16 protein-coding genes are annotated in these 18491 nt (G+C 72.7%); 9 read left to right on the top strand and 7 right to left on the bottom strand.

Annotated elements, in window-relative coordinates; genetic code table 11:
- Window positions 1-10: 10 nt before the first annotated feature.
- Both AXW62_RS34245 and AXW62_RS34240 read right to left on the bottom strand, forming a co-directional pair.
- Complete coding sequence (locus AXW62_RS34245) at window positions 11-1201, bottom strand: lipid-transfer protein (RefSeq protein ID WP_060947889.1); 1191 nt, start codon at window positions 1199-1201, stop codon at window positions 11-13.
- Window positions 1198-1647 carry a Zn-ribbon domain-containing OB-fold protein gene (locus AXW62_RS34240; RefSeq protein WP_079106049.1) on the bottom strand — a complete coding sequence of 150 codons (450 nt, stop codon included), beginning with the start codon at window positions 1645-1647 and terminating at the stop codon, window positions 1198-1200. Before AXW62_RS34240 ends, AXW62_RS34245 begins: the two co-directional genes overlap by 4 nt.
- Window positions 1648-1783: 136 nt before the next feature.
- Here AXW62_RS34240 and AXW62_RS34235 point away from each other — a divergent pair, with 136 nt between their 5' ends.
- The 4 genes from AXW62_RS34235 to AXW62_RS34220 all read left to right on the top strand — a co-directional run bounded on the left by AXW62_RS34235 (window position 1784) and on the right by AXW62_RS34220 (window position 5839).
- The gene (locus AXW62_RS34235; protein WP_060947887.1) at window positions 1784-2884 is read left to right on the top strand and encodes an ABC transporter ATP-binding protein; all 1101 of its coding nucleotides are present in this window, start codon (window positions 1784-1786) and stop codon (window positions 2882-2884) included.
- A 102-nt stretch (window positions 2885-2986) separates the two neighbouring features.
- Window positions 2987-4168 carry an ABC transporter substrate-binding protein gene (locus AXW62_RS34230; RefSeq protein ID WP_060947886.1) on the top strand — a complete coding sequence of 394 codons (1182 nt, stop codon included), beginning with the start codon at window positions 2987-2989 and terminating at the stop codon, window positions 4166-4168.
- Window position 4169: 1 nt separating this feature from the next.
- Entirely contained in the window at window positions 4170-5015 is an 846-nt protein-coding gene (locus AXW62_RS34225) for an ABC transporter permease (protein ID WP_060947885.1), read from the top strand.
- 11 nt (window positions 5016-5026) lie between these two features.
- Window positions 5027-5839 carry an ABC transporter permease gene (locus AXW62_RS34220; RefSeq protein ID WP_060947884.1) on the top strand — a complete coding sequence of 271 codons (813 nt, stop codon included), beginning with the start codon at window positions 5027-5029 and terminating at the stop codon, window positions 5837-5839.
- Between the two features lie 3 nt (window positions 5840-5842).
- Here AXW62_RS34220 and AXW62_RS34215 read toward each other — a convergent pair whose 3' ends face one another.
- Both AXW62_RS34215 and AXW62_RS34210 read right to left on the bottom strand, forming a co-directional pair.
- Window positions 5843-6643, bottom strand: a complete 801-nt coding sequence (locus tag AXW62_RS34215; protein ID WP_060947891.1) for a M15 family metallopeptidase — start codon at window positions 6641-6643, stop codon at window positions 5843-5845.
- Between the two features lie 117 nt (window positions 6644-6760).
- Entirely contained in the window at window positions 6761-9193 is a 2433-nt protein-coding gene (locus AXW62_RS34210) for a glycoside hydrolase family 31 protein (RefSeq protein ID WP_060947883.1), read from the bottom strand.
- Between the two features lie 209 nt (window positions 9194-9402).
- Between AXW62_RS34210 and AXW62_RS34205 the strand changes: the two genes are divergently transcribed.
- The gene (locus AXW62_RS34205; RefSeq protein ID WP_060947882.1) at window positions 9403-11442 is read left to right on the top strand and encodes an acetoacetate--CoA ligase; all 2040 of its coding nucleotides are present in this window, start codon (window positions 9403-9405) and stop codon (window positions 11440-11442) included.
- A 519-nt stretch (window positions 11443-11961) separates the two neighbouring features.
- Here the strand turns inward: AXW62_RS34205 and AXW62_RS44960 are convergent.
- Window positions 11962-12408, bottom strand: a complete 447-nt coding sequence (locus tag AXW62_RS44960) for a hypothetical protein (RefSeq protein ID WP_060947881.1) — start codon at window positions 12406-12408, stop codon at window positions 11962-11964.
- Between the two features lie 30 nt (window positions 12409-12438).
- Between AXW62_RS44960 and AXW62_RS34195 the strand changes: the two genes are divergently transcribed.
- The 4 genes from AXW62_RS34195 (at window position 12439) to AXW62_RS34180 (ending at window position 15857) form a co-directional block, all read left to right on the top strand.
- Window positions 12439-12747, top strand: a complete 309-nt coding sequence (locus AXW62_RS34195; protein ID WP_067082650.1) for a hypothetical protein — start codon at window positions 12439-12441, stop codon at window positions 12745-12747.
- Window positions 12748-13030: 283 nt separating this feature from the next.
- Window positions 13031-14260 carry a glycosyltransferase gene (locus AXW62_RS34190; RefSeq protein WP_214516886.1) on the top strand — a complete coding sequence of 410 codons (1230 nt, stop codon included), beginning with the start codon at window positions 13031-13033 and terminating at the stop codon, window positions 14258-14260.
- A 184-nt stretch (window positions 14261-14444) separates the two neighbouring features.
- Window positions 14445-14849: a hypothetical protein gene (locus AXW62_RS46825; protein WP_280142985.1), complete on the top strand. Its 405-nt coding sequence runs from the start codon at window positions 14445-14447 to the stop codon at window positions 14847-14849.
- Between the two features lie 33 nt (window positions 14850-14882).
- A complete protein-coding gene (locus AXW62_RS34180) occupies window positions 14883-15857 on the top strand; it encodes a DUF8829 domain-containing protein (RefSeq protein WP_060947878.1) in 975 nt (324 codons plus the stop codon).
- Window positions 15858-15936: 79 nt separating this feature from the next.
- Here the strand turns inward: AXW62_RS34180 and ptsP are convergent, their stop codons facing one another.
- Both ptsP and AXW62_RS34170 read right to left on the bottom strand, forming a co-directional pair.
- The gene (ptsP, locus tag AXW62_RS34175) at window positions 15937-17607 is read right to left on the bottom strand and encodes a phosphoenolpyruvate--protein phosphotransferase (protein WP_030829352.1); all 1671 of its coding nucleotides are present in this window, start codon (window positions 17605-17607) and stop codon (window positions 15937-15939) included.
- A 106-nt stretch (window positions 17608-17713) separates the two neighbouring features.
- Window positions 17714-18160 carry a PTS sugar transporter subunit IIA gene (locus tag AXW62_RS34170; RefSeq protein WP_030829349.1) on the bottom strand — a complete coding sequence of 149 codons (447 nt, stop codon included), beginning with the start codon at window positions 18158-18160 and terminating at the stop codon, window positions 17714-17716.
- Between the last annotated feature and the right edge of the window lie 331 nt (window positions 18161-18491).

Below are 18491 nucleotides of genomic sequence, written 5' to 3'. Positions count from 1 at the left end.
GGGTCCCCACTCAGCGCACCGCGACGACCGCCGAACCGTGCCCGAACAGCCCCTGGTTGACGGCGATTCCGGTGCTCGCCCCCGCCACCTGCCGATCGCCCGCCTGCCCGCGCAGCTGCCGGGTGAGCTCGCAGACCTGGGCGATGGCCTGCGCCGGAACCGCCTCCCCGAAGGAGGCCAGCCCTCCGCTCGGATTGACCGGGATCCGCCCGCCCAGCGCCGTCGCCCCCTCGCGCAGCAGCCGCGCGCCCTCCCCGGGGCCGCACAGCCCCACGTCCTCGTACCACTCCAGCTCGAGCGCGGTGGACAGGTCGTACACCTCGGCGAGCGACAGGTCCCGCGGGCCCAGCCCCGCCTCCTCGTACGCCGCCTGGGCGATGGAGGGCCGGAAGGGATCGGGCGCGGGGGAGCCCGGCGGGGCGGAGTCGGTGGCGATGTCCGGCAGATCCAGCGCGGTGTGCGGATGGCGCGGGGAGACGGACGAGACGGCGCGGATCCGCACCGGACGCGCCACCCCGAGCCGCCGCGCCGTCTCCATGCTGCCGAGCACCAGCGCCGCCGCCCCGTCGGAGGTGGCGCAGATGTCCAGCAGCCGCAGCGGATCGGCGACCACCGGGGACGCGGCCACCTGCTCGGCGGTGACGGGGGAGCGGTAGCGGGCGTACGGATTGGCCGCCCCGGCGGCCGCGTTCTTCACCTTCACCCGCGCGAAGTCCTCGGGCGTGTCGCCGTACACCGCCATCCGGCGGCGCGCCCACAGCGCGAAGTAGGCGGGGTTGGTGGCGCCCAGCACCCGGAAGCGCAGCCAGTCCGGATCGTCCGGCCGCTCACCGCCCGCGGGGGCGAAGAAGCCCTTGGGCGCCGCGTCGGCGCCCACCACCAGGACGGTGTCCGCCATCCCGGACAGGATCTGGGCGCGGGCGGTGTCGATGGCCCGCGCACCGGACGCGCAGGCCGCGTACACGCTGGTGACGCGGGCGCCCTGCCAGCCGAGCGCGCGGGCGAAGGTCGCGCCCGCGACCTGTCCGGGATAGCCGCAGCGCACCGTGTTGGCACCCACCACGGACCGGATCGCGGACCACTCGAGCCCGGCGTCCTTCAGCGCGGCGCGCGCCGCCTTCACGCCGTACTCCACGAAGCCGCGGCCCCATTTGCCCCAGGGGTGCATCCCGGCGCCCAGCACCGCCACCTCACCGGTCACGACGCCTCCCCGGGGACGGGCCGCCAGTGCCAGGTGGTGAGGGTGCGCCCGCCCTCCTCGGCCAGCACCCCGGGCACCACCTCGACCTCCATGCCGACGGCCAGATCGGCGACGGTCACCCCGGGGGCGCCCTGCCCCAGCACCACCATCCGCTCGGCGGCCAGCTCCACGGCGATCAGTGTGTACGGCCGCCACTCGGCCGCGGGGTCACCGGGGTAGGGCGCGGGCGGGCGGTAGCGCCCGTCGGTGTAGGACCACACCCGGCCGCGCCGGGACAGCGGCAGCTCCGCCAGGTCGGTGCCGGCGCAGCCCGGGGCGCGGCAGAAGGCGTCCTCACGGGGGAAGTACACCGCCCCGCAGCCCCGGCAGCATGTCCCCAGCAGCCGGAACTCCCCGCCCTCGGAGCTGAACCACCCGTCGACCACGGGCGTACGCGTGGGGGACACCGACCCTCCCGAAACCTCGAAACTCACGTAACTGACGATGTGTCAGAAGTGTGGCACGGGGACCGTATCCCGCGTAACCCCGGTACAGTGACCGCGATCACGGGCCTGATCAGCCGAAGGGCGAGGGGAGCGGTCGGTGGCGCAGACGGAGACCAGTTCGCGGACCCGGACCACGACGACAGCCGCGGCCGTCCGGCTCGAGGCCGTCACCAAGGACTTCGGCGCGGTGCGCGCGGTGGACGCCGTCGACCTCACCGTCCACGAGGGGGAGTTCTTCTCCCTGCTCGGCCCCTCCGGCTCGGGCAAGACCACCCTGCTGCGCCTGGTCGCGGGCTTCGAACGGCCCACCGGCGGCCGGATCGAGCTCGCCGGGCACGACGTCACCGCGATGCCCCCCAACCGCCGCGATGTGCACACCGTCTTCCAGGACTACGCCCTCTTCCCGCACATGAGCGTCGAGCAGAACGTCGCCTACGCGCTGACCGTGCGCGGCGTCCGCAAGGCCGAGCGGCTCGCCCGCGCCCGCGATGCGCTGACCACCGTACGGCTGGACGGGTTCGCCTCCCGCCGCCCCGCCGAGCTCTCCGGCGGTCAGCGCCAGCGCGTCGCGCTCGCCCGCGCCCTCGTCGACCGGCCCGCCGTGCTGCTGCTCGACGAACCGCTCGGCGCGCTGGACCTGGCGCTCCGGCAGGAGATGCAGGCCGAGCTCAAGGAGCTCCAGCGCACCACCGGCATCACCTTCCTCCTGGTCACCCACGACCAGGAGGAGGCGCTGACCATGAGCGACCGCCTCGCCGTGGTCCGCGACGGCCGGATCGAACAGACGGGTCCGCCGGTCGAGGTGTACGAACACCCGGCCACCGCCTTCGTCGCGGGCTTCGTCGGCACCACCAACCTGCTGCGCGGCGAGGCCGCGGTCCGGGTCGTGGGCCGCCCCGGCACCTACTCCATCCGGCCCGAGCGGATCCTGCTCGCCGACCCCGCCGGTCCGGCCGACCCCGCCGGTCCGGCCGCCGCCCCCGCCGGATCGCCCGCCGGCGGCCGGCGGACCGTCACGGGGCGCGTCACCGATGTCGTGCACGCCGGAGCGCACACCCGCTTCACCGTCACGCTTCCGCACGGCGACCGCCTCACCGTGCACCGCCAGAACCTCACCGGACTCCCCGAATCCGCCCGTCCGGGCGGTGAGATCCGGCTCTCCTGGGACGAGCGGGACGCCTTCCCCGTACCGAGTTGACCTTGTCATTGCCGGGTCATTGCCGGCGGCACCCTGGCGGTGGCATACCGGCCGCCCGATACTGGCCGAGCCTCAAGTGCCAAGCGGGACGAGGAGGACCGGATGCGGAAACGGAAGACGTCTGCGTGGAGGTCCGCGGCCGCCGTCTGCGCGCTGCTGCTGACCGCGGCCGGATGCGGCTCCGGCGGCGACGACGGCAAGGGCGGCCACGCACCCGACACACTCGGCAAGGGCGAGGGCGAGGTCAACATCATCGCCTGGGCCGGTTACGCCGAGGACGGCTCCAACGACCCCGAGGTCGACTGGGTCCACCCGTTCGAGAAGAAGACCGGCTGCCAGGTGCACACCAAGACGGCCGGCACCTCCGACGAGATGGTGTCGCTGATGAAGACCGGACAGTACGACACGGTCTCCGCCTCCGGCGACGCCACCCTGCGCCTCATCGCCTCCGGCGACGCGGCCCCCGTCAACACCAAGCTGGTGCCCCACTACAAGGACATCTTCCCGGCCCTGAAACAGCAGCCGTTCAACTCCAGGGACGGCCGGATGTACGGCATTCCGCACGGCCGGGGCGCCAACCTCCTCATGTACCGCACCGACAAGGTCCGGCCCGCCCCCGACTCCTGGCGCGCGGTCTTCGACGACGCCGCGCGGTACGACGGGCACGTCACCGCCTACGACTCGCCCATCTACATCGCCGACGCCGCCCTCTACCTGATGCGCGCCGAGCCCTCGCTCGGCATCAAGAACCCCTACGCGCTCGACCGGAAGCAGCTGGACGCCGCCGTCGCGCTGCTGAAGAAGCAGCACAAGGCGGTGGGGGAGTACTGGAGCGACTACCAGAAGGAGATCACCGCCTTCAAGGGCGGCGACAGCGTCATCGGCACCACCTGGCAGGTCATCGCCAACCTCACCCGGGACGAGAAGGCCCCGGTCAAGGCGGTGCTCCCCAAGGAGGGCGCCACCGGCTGGTCCGACACCTGGATGGTCTCGTCGAAGGCCGACCACCCCAACTGCGCCTACAAATGGCTGGACTGGATCGTCTCGCCCAAGGTCAACGCCCAGGTCGCCGAGTACTTCGGCGAGGCGCCGTCCAACCGCAAGGCGTGCGCCGAGACCTCCGACCCCGACCACTGCGCCATCTTCCACGCCGACGACGAGAAGTACTTCCAGCGCGTCCACTTCTGGACCACGCCCATCAAACAGTGCCTGGACGGCCGCAAGAACACCGACTGCACCGACTACGCCCAGTGGACCAGGGCCTGGACGGAGGTCAAGGGCTGAGATGCCGGCCGCGCCCGCTCCCGGCTCGCGGCTGCGCCTGACCGCGCTCCTCGCCCCGCCCCTGCTCTGGCTGACCCTGGCCTATCTGGGCTCGCTCGCCGTCCTGCTCCTATCGGCCTTCTGGGCCACCGACTCCTTCACCTCCGATGTCGTCCACACCTGGAACACCGACAACTTCCACGAGCTGCTGACCACCCCCGTCTACCGCACCATCGCCCTGCGCACCCTGTCCATCGCGGCCGCCGTCACCGTCATCGACGCCCTCCTCGCCCTGCCCATGGCGTTCTTCATGGCGCGGGTCGCCGACCGGCGGTGGCGGCGGCCACTGGTGGTCGCCGTGCTCACTCCGCTGTGGGCCGGCTATCTGGTCAAGGCGTACGCCTGGCGGGTCATGCTCGGCGAGGACGGGGTCGTGGCCGCGGCGCTCGCCCCGTTCGGGCTGCACGGACCCGGCTACGGCACCACCGCGGTCGTCATCGTGCTCGCCTACCTCTGGCTGCCCTACATGATCCTGCCGGTGTACGCGGCGCTGGAACGGCTCCCCGAGCGCACCCTGGAGGCGTCGGCCGACCTCGGCGCCGGCGCCTGGCGCACCCTGCGCTCGGTCGTCCTGCCGGCCGTGCGCCCCGCCGTGCTCGCCGGGTCCGTCTTCACCTTCTCGCTCAGCCTGGGCGACTACCTCACCGTGCAGATCGTGGGCGGCAAGACCCAGCTGCTGGGCAACGTCATCGCCGCGCAGGTCACCCTGGACCTGCCGATGGCCGCCGCGCTCTCCGCCGTACCCGTCGTCCTCATCGTCTGCTACCTGGCCGCCGTACGCCGTGCGGGCGCCCTCGACTCGCTGTAGGAGGTGGCCGCATGCGGCTGTCGCGCACCGCCCGAGCGGTCCTCGGCTGTGTCACCGCGGCCGGTCTCGCCCTCGTCCATGTCCCGCTGCTGCTGGTGCTGCTCAACTCCGTCAACGCCGACCGCTCCTTCGGCTGGCCGCCCAGCGGCCTCACCGGCCGGTGGTGGCGGGCCGCCCTGCACAGCGACGGCGCCCGCCAGGCCCTGCTCACCTCGCTGTGGGCCGGACTCGCCGCCACCGCGATCGCCCTGGTCCTGGGCACCCTGGCCGCCTACGCCGTGCACCGCCACCGCTTCTTCGGACGGCGGACCGTCTCCTTCCTGCTCGTGCTGCCGATCGCGCTGCCCGGCATCGTCAGCGGGATCGCCCTCAACGCCGCCTTCCGCACCGTCCTGGACCCGATCGGCGTCGGCTTCGGCCTGTTCACGGTGGTCGTCGGGCATGCCACCTTCTGCGTCGTCATCGTCTTCAACAACGTCGGCGCCCGGCTGCGCCGGATCGCGCCCTCGCTGGCCGAGGCGTCCGCGGACCTCGGGGCACGCCCCTGGCAGACCTTCCGCCACGTCACCTTCCCCGCCATGCGCTCCGCGCTCTTCGCGGGCGGGCTGCTGGCCTTCGCGCTCTCCTTCGACGAGATCGTCGTCACGACCTTCACCGCCGGGCCCGGCACCCGCACCCTGCCCGTCTGGATCTACGAGAACCTGGCCCGCCCCCACCAGGCCCCCGTCGTCAACGTCGTCGCGGCGCTGCTCATCGTGGCGTCCGTGGTGCCCGTGTACATCGCCCAGCGGCTGTCCTCGGACACCGCGGGAGGACGGCTGTGAGGCTCAGCCGGTCAGCGAGCGGCGCGCCACGGGGAAGTCGAAGTAGGTGTCCGGGAACGGCTCCGGCTGGTAGGTGTAGTGCCACCACTCCTCGGCCAGGTTGACGAAGCCCCGCTGCTCCAGGGTGCTCTTCAGCAGCAGCCGGTTGGCCCGCTGCGCGCCCGTGATCCGCGGATCGAGCGTGTGCGAGAGCGTGTCGAAGCAGTCGTACCCGGTGCCCATGTCCACGGAGTTGTCCGGGAAGCGGTCCTCCTTGGCCGCGTAGCACGGCGCCAGCTTCTCACCCGGCACATAGGGGCGGGTGGGCAGGGCCGGGAGCGGCACGATGGTCAGGTCCACGGTGCTGCCCCGGCTGTGCCCCGACTTCCCGGCGATATAGCCGTCCTCGAACAGCCGGGACTTGTCGACCCGGGGGTAGAACTCGTCCTTCATCCGCTGGTCGTCGAGGTCCTTCGCCCACTCCACGAAGCCGTTCACCGCGCGCTGCGGCCGGTAGCAGTCGTACACCTTCAGGGTGTAGCCGCGCCGCAGGAGCTGACGCTGCGCCCGGTGCAGCGCCTCGGCGGCCGGGCGGGTCAGGACGCACATCGGCCGGCGGTAGCCGTCCACCGGGTCACCGGTGAAGTTGTGCGGGGTGAAGTAGCGGATCTCCTGCCGGATCGTCGGATCGACATCGCCGAGGGCCACGAACTCCTTCGGGGCCTTCGGCTCCGGCTTCGCGTGCGCCGGAGTGGACGGGGCGATGGCCAGCAGAGCGGCGACGGGCAGGGTGAGCGCACGCAGCGCGACGGCGAGTCTTGGCATGATCAGCACATAACCAGTCCGCCGGAGGCGGAAACAACCCCCTCCGGCGAACCCGTCCGCCCCCGCCCCTCAGCCCGTCCGCCCGCGCCCCCTCAGCCCGTCCGCCCCCGCCCCCCCTCAGCCCGTGCGACGCGACGGCCTTCCCTCCCTCGGCGGTGCCTCACCCCGCACCCGCACCGGATACCCCACCGCGCCCCCGCCCTCCCGCTCGACCGTCACCACACCGTCCCGCAGCCGGGTGACGAACCGCAGCAGCTCCGGCTTCTCCCAGCCGTCGGCCGCCTCCACGACCAGCATGCCCGCCCCCGCGCCCCTGCGGCCCTGGCACGGCGTCCACACCTCCAGCTCCACCCCACCATCCGGCCCCGCCACCGGCACCACCGAACCGGCCCGCGCCAGCACCGGGATGCCCGACAGCGGGGCGTCCAGCACCACCTGGCCGGGACCGTCGTAGGCCCGGCCGGTCACCGTGTCGTACCAGCGGCCGCGCGGCAGCCGCACCGGCCGCCGGCGGACGCCCTCCTCCAGCACCGGCGCCACCAGCAGCGCGTCCCCCAGCAAAAAGGCGTCCTCGCAGTCCCGCAGCGCCCGGTCCTTGGGCGTCCGCCACCACACGGGCCGCACATACGGGGCGCCGGTGCGCGCCGCCAGCTGGGCGAGCGTGGTGAAGTACGGCAGCAGCCGCTGCCGGGTGCGCAGCGCCGCCGCCGCGTGCTCCAGCACCCGCGGTCCGAACACCCACGGCTCCCGCCGCCCCGCCGAGATCGCCGAATGGGTGCGGAACAGCGGCAGATACGCGCCCAGCTGGAACCAGCGCAGATACAGCTCCGGCGAGGGAAACCCGGTGAACCCGCCGATGTCCGGCCCCGAGTACGGCACCCCCGACAGGCCCAGCCCGAGCACCAGCGCCAGCGACGCCCGCAGCCCCGCCCAGCCCGTCGCCACATCCCCCGACCAGCTGCCCCCGTAGCGCTGGAGCCCCGCCCAGCCCGAGCGCGAGAAGAGGAACGGCCGCTCATTGGGGCGCAGCTCGCACAAACCCTCGTAACCGGCCCGCGCCATCGCCAGCGCGTAGACGTTGTGCGCCTCGCGGTGGTCGCCGCCCCGGCCCTCCAAGGCGTGCCGGGCCGAGCGCGGCAGCGTGGTCTCCCCGAAGGCGGCGAACGACACCGGCTCGTTCATGTCGTGCCACACCCCGGAGAAGCCCTGCGCCAGCCGCTCCGCGTACAGCCCGCCCCACCACTTGCGCACCCGCGGATCGGTGAAGTCGGGGAAGACCGATTCACCCGGCCACACCACCCCGCGCACCTCACGGCCCCGGGCGTCGCGCACGAAGACGTCCTCCGCCGCCCCGCTGTCGTACACCGCGTTCCCCGGCTCCGCCTTCACCGCCGGATCGACGATCGACACCAGCCGCACCCCGTCCTCGAGCAGCTCGGCGGCGAGTCCCGGCAGATCGGGGAAGCGCTCCGGGTCCACCGTGAACACCCGGTGGCCGGCGTAGTGGTCGATGTCCAGATGCAGCGCGGACAGCGGCAGACCCCGCTCCCGGTAGCCCGCCACCACCCGCCGGACCTCCTCCGCGCCGCCGAACCCCCAGCGCGCGTGGTGATGGCCGAGCGCCCACCGAGGCGGGACCGCCGGGGCGCCGGTCAGCGCCGCCCAGCCGTGCAGCACCCGCGCCGGGGTGCCCACGATCACCCAGTAGCGCAGCGGACCGCCCTCCATCCGGGTCCGGCACCAGCCGGGCCGGTCGTGGCCCGAGCCCGCGCCCTCCTCACCCTCCCGCAGGGTGATCGCCCCGTCCCAGGAGTTGTCGTGGAACACCAGATGGGTGCCCGCGTCGGCCACCACCAGCTGCACCGGCATGGTCAGGTACAGCGGATCGTCCCCCGGCTCGAAGCTGCCGCCCGGATCGGTGTTCCACAGCCGGTACTCACCGTCCCGCAGCCGCGGCCCCGACGCCCGCCCGCCGAGCCCGAAGAACCGCGCGTCCGCCGCCACTTCGGACCGCTGCAGCCACCGGGCACCCTCCCCGCGCACCCCGCGCTCCGCGGGCCCCGGCGCCCCGGCCGGCTCCCACCAGCGCGGCGGCAGGTCCCGCCGCAGCACCACCCCGCCCGGAGTACGCACCTCCACCGTGCCGTCGCGCGACACCACCACCGTGACCCGCTCGGACACCACCCGCCAGCCGCCGCCGGTGTCCGGTTCCAGCTCCGCCCGCTCGTCCGCCTCCGGACAGGGGCCGTCCAGCGCGTACGACGGCTCCGGCTCGGCCCCGTCCCAACCGCAGAACACCGCGCCGCCCGTGGTCACCCGCACCCGCAGGGTGGAGCGGGCGAACCGCACCACCCCGCCCCCCGGCCCCGGCTCGGCCCCCTCCACCACACCCGGCACCCGGGCCAGCTCCGTGCCCCGGCGAGCCAGACCGGCCGCGTCGGAACGCCGGCGCCGCCACGCCGAGCGCAGTGACCGCAGCCCCTGCGCCGTGCAGATCACCTTCAACGCCCGCACCAGCTTCTTCGACCGCACCAGGTCACGCGCATTCATACTGCTCAGCCTGCCATTGCCGGCGCACCGCGGGGACACGGTTCAACTGCCGTTCACCCGTGATCCGCTCACCTGATCCCGACCTGTGATGTGGGGTGACGCCCCTGGTGCCGGAGTCGATCACATGGCATCGTCCTGAACGGACGCACACGAGCCGGACGCGCCCCTTGACAGACGCGTTCGAGCGGACAGCCCGGGAGCCGACACCCATGACCACCGCAGCGCACCCCGACCACCGGCCACAGCCCCTGTGGCAGCCCGGCGCGGACCGGATCGCCCGGTCCCGGCTGACCGCCTTCCACACCTGGGCGGCCGAGCGCCACGGCGCGCCCGCGCCCAGCCCGGACGACCCGGCCGCGGGCTACGCCGCGCTGCACCGCTGGTCCGTGGAGGAGCTGGAGACCTTCTGGCAGGCGGTCGCCGAATGGTTCGAGGTGCGCTTCACCACCCCGTACGAACGGGTGCTCGCCGACGCCGCCATGCCCGGTGCCCGCTGGTTCCCCGGCGCCACCCTCAACTACGCCGAGCACGCCCTGCGCGCCGCCGAGGACCCCGCCCGCGCCGACACCCCCGCGCTGCTCCACGTCGACGAGACCCACGAACCACGCCCGGTCAGCTGGGCCGAACTGCGCGGCCAGGTCGGCGCGGTCGCCGCCGAACTGCGCCGCCTCGGCGTCCGCCCCGGCGACCGGGTCAGCGGCTACGTCCCCAACATCCCCCAGGCCGCCGTCGCCCTCCTGGCCACCGCCGCCGTCGGCGCCGTATGGACCTCCTGCGCCCCCGACTTCGGCGCCCGCAGCGTCCTGGACCGCTTCCAGCAGGTCGAACCCGTGGTGCTCTTCACCGTCGACGGCTACCGCTACGGCGGGAAGACCCACGACCGCACCGCGACCGTGGCCGAGCTGCGCGCCGAGCTGCCCACCCTGCGCGCCGTGGTCCACATCCCGCTGCTGGGCACCCCGGCCCCCGCCGCCACCCTGGCATGGGACGACATCGTCCGCGAACCGGCGGACCCGGTGTTCGAGCCACTGCCCTTCGACCATCCGCTGTGGGTGCTCTACTCCTCGGGCACCACCGGGCTGCCCAAGGCGATCGTGCAGTCCCAGGGCGGCATCCTGGTGGAGCATCTCAAGCAGCTGGGCCTGCACTGCGACCTCGGACCCGGCGACCGCTTCTTCTGGTACACCTCCACCGGCTGGATGATGTGGAACTTCCTGGTGTCCGGGCTGCTGGTGGGCGCCACCGTCGTCCTCTACGACGGCAGCCCCGGCCATCCGGACACCGCCGCCCAGTGGCGCGTCGCCGAGCGCACCGGGACGACGCTCTACGGCACCTCCGCCGCGTACGTCATGGCCTGCCGCAAGGCCGATGTCCACCCGGGCCGGGACTTCGACCTCTCCCGGGTGAAGTGCGTCGCCACCACCGGCTCCCCGCTGCCGCCCGACGGCTTCCGCTGGATCCACGACGAGGTGGCCGAGGACATGTGGATCGCCTCCGTCAGCGGCGGCACCGATGTGTGCAGCTGTTTCGCCGGCGCCGTGCCCACCCTCCCCGTCTACGTCGGAGAACTGCAGGCCCCCGGCCTCGGCACCGACCTCCAGGCGTGGGATCCGCGGGGCGAACCGGTGATCGACGAGGTCGGCGAGCTGATCGTGGCCCGGCCCATGCCGTCCATGCCGGTCCGCTTCTGGAACGACCCGGACGGCAGCCGCTACCGCGACAGCTACTTCGAGATGTTCCCCGGCGCCTGGCGCCACGGCGACTGGATCACCCTGACCGCACGCGGCACCGTCGTCATCCACGGCCGCTCCGACTCCACCCTCAACCGGCAGGGCGTACGGATGGGATCCGCCGACATCTACGAGGCGGTCGAACGGCTCCCGGAGATCCGCGAATCCCTCGTCATCGGCGTCGAACAGCCCGACGGCGGCTACTGGATGCCGCTCTTCGTCCACCTCGCCCCGGGCGCCACCCTGGACGAGGAGCTCCTGGGCCGCATCAAGACCACCATCCGCACCCAGCTCTCCCCGCGCCACGTCCCGGACGAGGTCATCGAGGTCCCGGGCGTACCGCACACCCTGACCGGCAAACGCATCGAGGTCCCGGTCAAGCGCCTCCTCCAGGGCACCTCCCTGGACAAGGCGGTCAACCCGGGCTCGGTGGACGACGTGGAGCTGCTGCGGTACTACGAGCGCCTGGCCCGGGACAAGAACGGCCCGGCCCCGTCGCCCGGGCCCTCGGGAGGGTGAGGGGCTGGTCGTCCGGGCCCTCGGGAGGGCCAGGGGCTGGTCGTCCGGGTTCTTCGGAAGTTGAGGGGTTGGCCGTCCGGGCCCTCGGGAGGGTGAGGGGTTGGTTGCCCGGGGCATTGGGAGGCTGAGGGGCCGGTCCGGATGAGGCCGACACCACCGGGGTGGAGCCTCACCCTCGAGCCACCGGAGGCCGGAAGGCGTTCGGGGGGACGGGTGCCCGGCCGGGATCCGTCCGGCGCCGGGGGAGCGGGACCCAGCGGCGGAGCCCCGGCGGGGGCCCGGGGGCGCAGACCCCCGGAACGGGGTCCGGGGCGGAACCCCGGCGGGGCCGGGGCAGCCGGACGGATCGGGCCTGCCGCTGTGGGCTTTTCCGGACTGACAGCCCGCGCAGACAGGCGGCGGGCGGACCTGTTGGAGAAAGGATGCTTGAAAGTCATGTCCATGACCGTTCCGCATAGCCGCGGTGCGCCGAATCAGGGATCGCCCCCGATAGCACCCTGATCGATCCCTGATGCCGTCTCAGCTCCCGGGACCGGCTGGAGTACAACCGAGACGATCGAAGCCCACCGGGCGTTCATCGCCCGCCGCCGGGCAGCCCGTCCCAGCGAAGAGTACCGAACCCCCACCGACGAAGAATGGGACGCTTTCCTCGCCCACTTCGAGAAACGGAAGGTTTCCATCGGTACCTGCGCATGCGCCTTCGGAACACCTTGCATTCATGAGCACGCTTGTGTCAGATGCTCGCTCCTCCGACCGGATCCGGCTCAGCGAGCACGGCTGGTCGACATCCGCGACAACCTCACCGCCCGCATCGCCGAAGCCGAACGCGAGGGCTGGCTCGGCGAAGTCGAGGGACTGCGCGTCAGTCTCGCCGGAGCCGAGGAGAAGTTCGCCCAACTTAACCGACGCCCCAGCCTCGGTGTCGTCGACCTCGGCATGCCGGCCGCCAACCTTGTCGGCGGCCACCTGGCCAGTGAACACCACGAAGGGATCTTCGTGACCACCGAAGACGAAGCTCTCCACCTGCAGCTGCGGGCGCACGCTCGTGGCCTGCACGGCTCGACCGCGGCCGTTGAACTCCTCATCGCCCACCGGCGCTGGCTCCGCCGCGCCAACTTCCGGGACCAGTTCCTGTTCACCGGTACCGACTTCGACACCGAAGAGGTGACCGCCTGCATCGACTGGCCCACCGCGGTGATCACCCTCGACCGCGGCCGTCTTCCCTGCTCAGGCAGCGAGTCCATCCGGGACTCCCTGCTCAGGCAGCGAGTCCCGGATGCTGCGGATCGCCGCCAGCATCGGTGAAGGCGTGCCCGTCGACCTCCGCGAGGCCCTTACCGAACTTGATGCGATCAACACGGCCCTCGTTGCTCGGGCCGTCATCCGTGCAGCTGGACACTGAGCTGAGCAGTGGACATCCGGGAGAGCCGCGCATCAGATGTTCAGAGAAGGCAAAGGCAAGGAGATTATCCACTCCTTGCCATGATCAATGTATAGCGCACTGGGGGGCTTGCGGCAAGACCCCTGTCGTGCCGCAGAATCGCCAGCCGAAGCCAGAACCTACGGAAACGGGTGTCGCGAAGTGCGTGTGTTGTTGTCGACGTATGGGTCGCGCGGGGACGTCGAACCGCTGGTGGGACTCGCGGTGCGGTTACGGGAATTCGGCGCGCAGGTGCGGGTGTGCGCGCCGCCGGACGAGGACTTCGCGCGGCGGTTGAGCGGTGTGGGCGTGCCGCTGGTGCCCGTCAGCCGGTCGGCGCGGGCGTTGACGAAAGAGGCCCCGCCGGCGTCGGGCCTGCCGCGGCGTGCGGCTGAGGTGATCGCCGGGCAGTTCGACGCGGTCACCGCGGCGGCTGAGGGATGCGACGTGCTGGTGGCGACAGGGATGATGCCGGCTGCGGCCGGTGCGCTGTCGGTGGCCGAGATGCTGGGCATCCGATCGGTGTCCGTGACCTTCCAGCAGCTCACCCTGCCGGCGCTGCACCGCCGGCCGCTGGCGTATGCGGGGCGGCCGTTCCCGCCGGAGGTGACCGACAACCGGGTGCTGTGGGACCTGGACGCCCAGAGCATCGACGCGCTGTTCGGCGAGGCGCTCAACACGAACCGGGCGGCGGCTGGCCTGCCCCCGGTGGACAACGTCCGCGACTACGTCATCGGTGAGCAGCCATGGCTGGCGACGGACCCGGTCCTGGACCCGTGGCAGGAGACACCGGACCTCGACGTCGTCCAGACCGGCGCGTGGATCCTGACGGACGAACGCCCGCTCCCGGCCGCGTTGGTAGCGTTCCTGGACGCCGGCGCGCCACCAGTGTATGTGGGCTTCGGCAGCATGCCGATGCACGCCTCGACGGACGTCGCCCAGGTGGCCATCGAGGCGGTCCGCGCGCAGGACCGCCGCGTCGTCATCGGGCGCGGCTGGGCGGACCTGACGCTGATCGACGACAGGGAGGACTGCTTCGCCGTCGGCGAGGTCAACCATCAGGCGCTGTTCGGCCGGGTGGCCGCCGTCGTGCACCACGGCGGCGCGGGCACCACGACGACGGCCGCCCGGGTCGGCGCCCCCCAGGTGGTGGTCCCCCAGTTGGCGGACCAGCCGTACTGGGCCGGCCGGGTGGCCGAGCTGGGCATCGGCGCGGCACACGACGGTCCGACCCCGACCTTCGAATCCCTGTCGGCCGCGCTGAGGACAGCCCTGACCCCCGAAACCCGCGCACGAGCAGCCGCCGTGGCCGACACGATCCGCACCGACGGGGCGACGGTGGCCGCGAAGCTACTGCTCGACGCGGTCAGCCGAGAAAGGCCGGCAGTGTCCGCGTGAACCACGCGGGATCGTCGAGCCAGGGAACGTCCGGCGCCGCCGCACCGAACGCCACGATGCCTTCATCTCCCTCGCCTGCAGCCGCATCTGCTGGCGACGCCTCCAACAAGCCCGACCATGAGCTCGTAGTTCAGAGAAGCAGGAGTGTTCGTGCTGGCAGGGTGTTCCGTAGGGCCTTCCGCAGGTGCCCAATGACACCTTGCGGAGCTTCCTGGGCGCGGTCGCGCTGGCCGCCTCGACCACCGGCCCGCCCTGGCTCGCGGCCGTCTCGCTCGCGGCCGTCTCGCAGGCGCTGGCCGCGACCGCCTTCACCGTCGCGGAGATGCTGCACGCCACGATCTCCTGGGAACCGTCCGTCGCCCTTGCCCCGCCGCCCACCGCACAGGGCGCCTACCTCGGCGTGTACGGCCTGGCCCAGGCCGTCCAGCGCAGCGCGGGACCCCTCGCGGTGACCGCGGCGATCGCGGCTGGCCCCCTCGGCCCCCTGGCCCCCTCGGTCGGCCCGGTCTCGCCGGGGTCCGCGGCGCCCAGCGCCACCTGGTACGGGACGGCGGTGACGGAGCGTTGTCAGTGGCCCCGGTTACGGTGAGTGAGCACTGAACATCCGCGCTGAGGGGGAATCATGGCGCACACCGGACACGGCGGCGGGGACCGAGGCCGTCCGGGCAAGCACCGGAGCAACCACGGAAGGACCAGGAACCGGAGCAACCAGGGAAGGACCAGGAAAAAGAGGAGCACGGCGACGACCGCCCGGCGCGCACTGCGCAGGGAAGTGCCCAGCACCGTGGCCCTGCTGGCCGACGAGCGGGATTTCACCGCCATGCGGCGCTATGCGTCGTTCGCCTTCGACGATCACGGAGCGTATCTCCGGCAGATGGAGGGACTGCTGAGGGCGCTCGCGGCCAAGGGCGTCCACACCACCGTCGCCCTCTTCGACCCCGTCGCCTACGAGGAGTTCTGCGCGGACACCCGGCTCGACCCGGACACCCCCGCGAGCCGCGCCCGCTACACGGCCGAGCTGGCCGCCGCGGGCGGCACCGTCACCTACGCCGGCCAGCCGATCGACCGCCTGGTCCCACGGCTCATCGGCGTCGCGGAGGAGCAGGCCACCTGGGAGTACGCCACGGCGCTGCTCTCCCGCGCCGCCCACCGCGGAGACTGCCGGGACGACACCGCCCGCGCCGCGTTCGACCGCGCCGGGGCCGCGCTGCGCGCAGTCGTCGAAGCTGCCGGGCCGGGCGTCCACCATCTGGTGTGCAGCGTCCCGGCGGACGGCACCTCACTGGTCGCCGTGCTGCACGCCGACGCCCGCGAAGCGGGCCCGCCCAAGCTCGCCGAGCCCTCCGCGCTGGTCTTCCGCACCGTCCTGGCCTGCGGCTTCGCCCTGCGCAGCCCCGGCGGTCTGGTGCTGCGCACCATCGTGGCGGGCACCCCCGAAACGGTCCGCGGCTGGGCGCAGCAGGACGGCTGGCTGCGCCCGCTGAGCGAGGCGGAGGTCTTCACCGCGTACTGCACCGACGCGGAGACCGGTGAACCCATCCCCCCGGAGCACGGCGTCGAATACCGGGCCGGCATCCCGCTCGACCGCCCGGAATGACCGAACCGCAATGACCGAACCGGAATGACCGAAGGTGTCCCGCCGCGCGGCGGGACACCTTCACCAGCGGCTCACCGGCTCATTCGCCGGACAGCACCGCCTGCGCCGCCCGGCGGGCGTCCTCGGCGGTGTCCGCCGCCCGCGCCGCGGACGCGGCCCGTTCGCACTGCGCCAGCGTGTGCTTGGCCAGCGTCGCGCGCACATACGGAATGGACGCGGCACCCATGGAGAGGCTGGTGACCCCCAGCCCGGTCAGCACACAGGCCAGCAGCGGATCGGACGCTGCCTCACCGCACACACCACAGCTCTTGCCCTCGGCCTGCGCGGCCTCCGCCGAAGCCGCCACCAGGTCGAGCAGCGCGGGCTGCCACGGGTCCTGAAGCCGCGAGACCGCACCGACCTGACGGTCGGCCGCGAAGGTGTACTGCGCCAGGTCGTTGGTGCCCAGCGACAGGAACTCGACCTCCTGCAGGATCGAGCGCGCCCGCAGCGCGGCGGACGGAATCTCCACCATCGCGCCGAACTTGGCCCGCAGCCCCGCCTCCCGGCACGCGTCCGCGAACGCCTTGGCGTCCAGCCGGTCGGCCACCATCGGGGCCATCACCTCGAGATAGACCGGCAGCCCCTCGGACGCCTTGGCCAGCGCCGTGAGCTGCGTCCGCAACACCTCGGGGTGGTCCAGCAGGGTACGCAGACCGCGTACGCCCAGTGCCGGGTTGGGCTCATCGGCCGGGGTGAGGAAGTCCAGCGGCTTGTCCGCGCCCGCGTCCAGGACCCGCACCACCACCCGGCCCTCGGGGAACGCCTCCAGCACCTGCCGGTAGGCCGCGACCTGCTTCTCCTCCGACGGCGCCTTGCTGCTGTCGTCGAGGAAGAGGAACTCGGTCCGGAACAGCCCCACACCCTCGGCGCCCGCCTCGACCGCGGCCGGCACATCGGCCGGCCCGCCGACGTTCGCCAGCAGCGGCACCTTGTGCCCGTCCGACGTCGCACCCGGCCCGGAGGAGGCGGCCAGCGCGGCCCGGCGCTCCTCGGCGGCACGCGTCAGTTCGGCCCGCTTCTCCTCGCTCGGCGACACGAAGATCTCACCCGTGCTGCCGTCCACGGCGATCATGGTTCCCTCGACCAGCTCCCCGGCACCGGGCAGCGCGACCACGGCCGGCACCCCCAGGGCACGGGCGAGGATCGCGCTGTGGCTGGTCGGCCCGCCCTCCTCGGTCACGAACCCCAGCACCAGCGTCGGGTCGAGCAGCGCGGTGTCGGCGGGGGCGAGGTCCCGCGCGATCAGCACATACGGCTCGTCACTGTCCGGCACACCCGGCATCGGCACACCCAGCAGCCGCGCCACGATCCGGTTCCGCACGTCGTCGAGGTCGGCCACCCGGCCCGCCAGATAGTCACCGGCCCCCGCGAGCAGCGCCCGGTAGGCGGCGAAGGCGTCGTACACCGCGCGCTCGGCGGTGCTGCCCACGGCGATGCGCCGCTCGACATCGGCGATCAGCTCCGGGTCCTGCGCCATCATGGCCTGGGCCTCGAGCACGGCCTGGGCCTCGCCGCCCGCCAGATTGCCGCGGGCGATCAGATCGGCCGCCACGGCCTCCACGGCCTGCCGCGCCCGACCCTGTTCGCGCGGCGCCTCGTCGGCGGGAATCTGCTTCGCCGGCGGTTCCAGGACCGCCGTTCCCATATGGCGCACCTCGCCGATGGCCACCCCGTGGCTCACACCGACGCCTCGAAGCGTTGTCTCCATGTCACCCGTCCCCGGTCGATACGGCGGAACCCCGCCATGGTGGATGTCGTACCAGCGGTGCGCCGCCCGGCCCGGTCCCCGCCGGTCACCGGCCGCACGCCCCCGTTCACCAGTTGAAGAGGGCGTCGCCCGGCTTCACGTCGACGTCCTCCTTGACGTCGGCGAGGGAGTCGGCCGTGGCCTCGAGCGCCACGATCGGGCAGACCGGCGACTTGCCCGCCGCGACGGCGGTGGCCGGGTCCCAGCGCACGATGGCGTCGCCCCGCTTGACGGTGTCCCCCTTGTTGATGAGCACCTCGAACCCCTCACCGTTCAGCTGCACGGTGTCGATGCCGAGGTGGGTGAGCACGCCGTGCCCCTCCCCGTCCACGACGACGAACGCGTGCGGGTGCAGGGAGACGACGACGCCGTCGACCGGAGCCACGGCGACGAAGGGCTCGGGCACCGGGTCGATGGCCGTGCCCGGACCGACCATGGCGCCGGAGAACACCGGATCGGGAACCGCTGCGAGTCCGATCACGCGGCCGGGAACCGGCGAGGTCACGGTGGTCATGGGAAGCCTCCCGGGGTGAAGAATCATCACGCGCTGTCACCGCCTGTCCCGGACAGCGCACTGCCCAGAAGAGTAAGTCATAGGAACTTCGGATTCCGTACACGCGGCGCAGGCCGGAGAGGACGCTTGGGCCCGGAATCGATTTGCCATGGCCGCGCGGGGCGCTGTACTGTCGTAGCCCTGCCCACCGGATGAAGCACTGCGGACAGCCGCACGCACATCCAGGATCAGGGCGGCGCCATCAGTTACTTGATCCAAATCTCGGACCTGCTTTCGCATGCCGTGCGAAAGACACCGGTTCGGAGAGCGGGAAACAGTCTGATAGCGTGTG

The sequence above is a fragment of the Streptomyces hygroscopicus subsp. hygroscopicus genome, from assembly GCF_001553455.1.
Taxonomy (GTDB): domain Bacteria; phylum Actinomycetota; class Actinomycetes; order Streptomycetales; family Streptomycetaceae; genus Streptomyces; species Streptomyces hygroscopicus.
The sequence above is the reverse complement of the archived record's forward strand: the minus strand, read 5'-3'. Positions and strand labels throughout refer to the sequence as shown.

Excerpts from the sequence above, each read along its gene's own strand:
- AXW62_RS34230 (WP_060947886.1), top strand. The coding sequence starts at position 2,987 with ATGCGGAAACGGAAGACGTCTGCGTGGAGGTCCGCGGCCGCCGTCTGC.
- AXW62_RS34225 (WP_060947885.1), top strand. The coding sequence starts at position 4,170 with ATGCCGGCCGCGCCCGCTCCCGGCTCGCGGCTGCGCCTGACCGCGCTC.
- AXW62_RS34220 (WP_060947884.1), top strand. The coding sequence starts at position 5,027 with ATGCGGCTGTCGCGCACCGCCCGAGCGGTCCTCGGCTGTGTCACCGCG.
- AXW62_RS34215 (WP_060947891.1), bottom strand. The coding sequence starts at position 6,643 with ATGCCAAGACTCGCCGTCGCGCTGCGTGCGCTCACCCTGCCCGTCGCC.
- AXW62_RS34210 (WP_060947883.1), bottom strand. The coding sequence starts at position 9,193 with ATGAATGCGCGTGACCTGGTGCGGTCGAAGAAGCTGGTGCGGGCGTTG.
- AXW62_RS34205 (WP_060947882.1), top strand. The coding sequence starts at position 9,403 with ATGACCACCGCAGCGCACCCCGACCACCGGCCACAGCCCCTGTGGCAG.
- AXW62_RS34180 (WP_060947878.1), top strand. The coding sequence starts at position 14,883 with ATGGCGCACACCGGACACGGCGGCGGGGACCGAGGCCGTCCGGGCAAG.
- ptsP (WP_030829352.1), bottom strand. The coding sequence starts at position 17,607 with ATGGAGACAACGCTTCGAGGCGTCGGTGTGAGCCACGGGGTGGCCATC.
- AXW62_RS34170 (WP_030829349.1), bottom strand. The coding sequence starts at position 18,160 with ATGACCACCGTGACCTCGCCGGTTCCCGGCCGCGTGATCGGACTCGCA.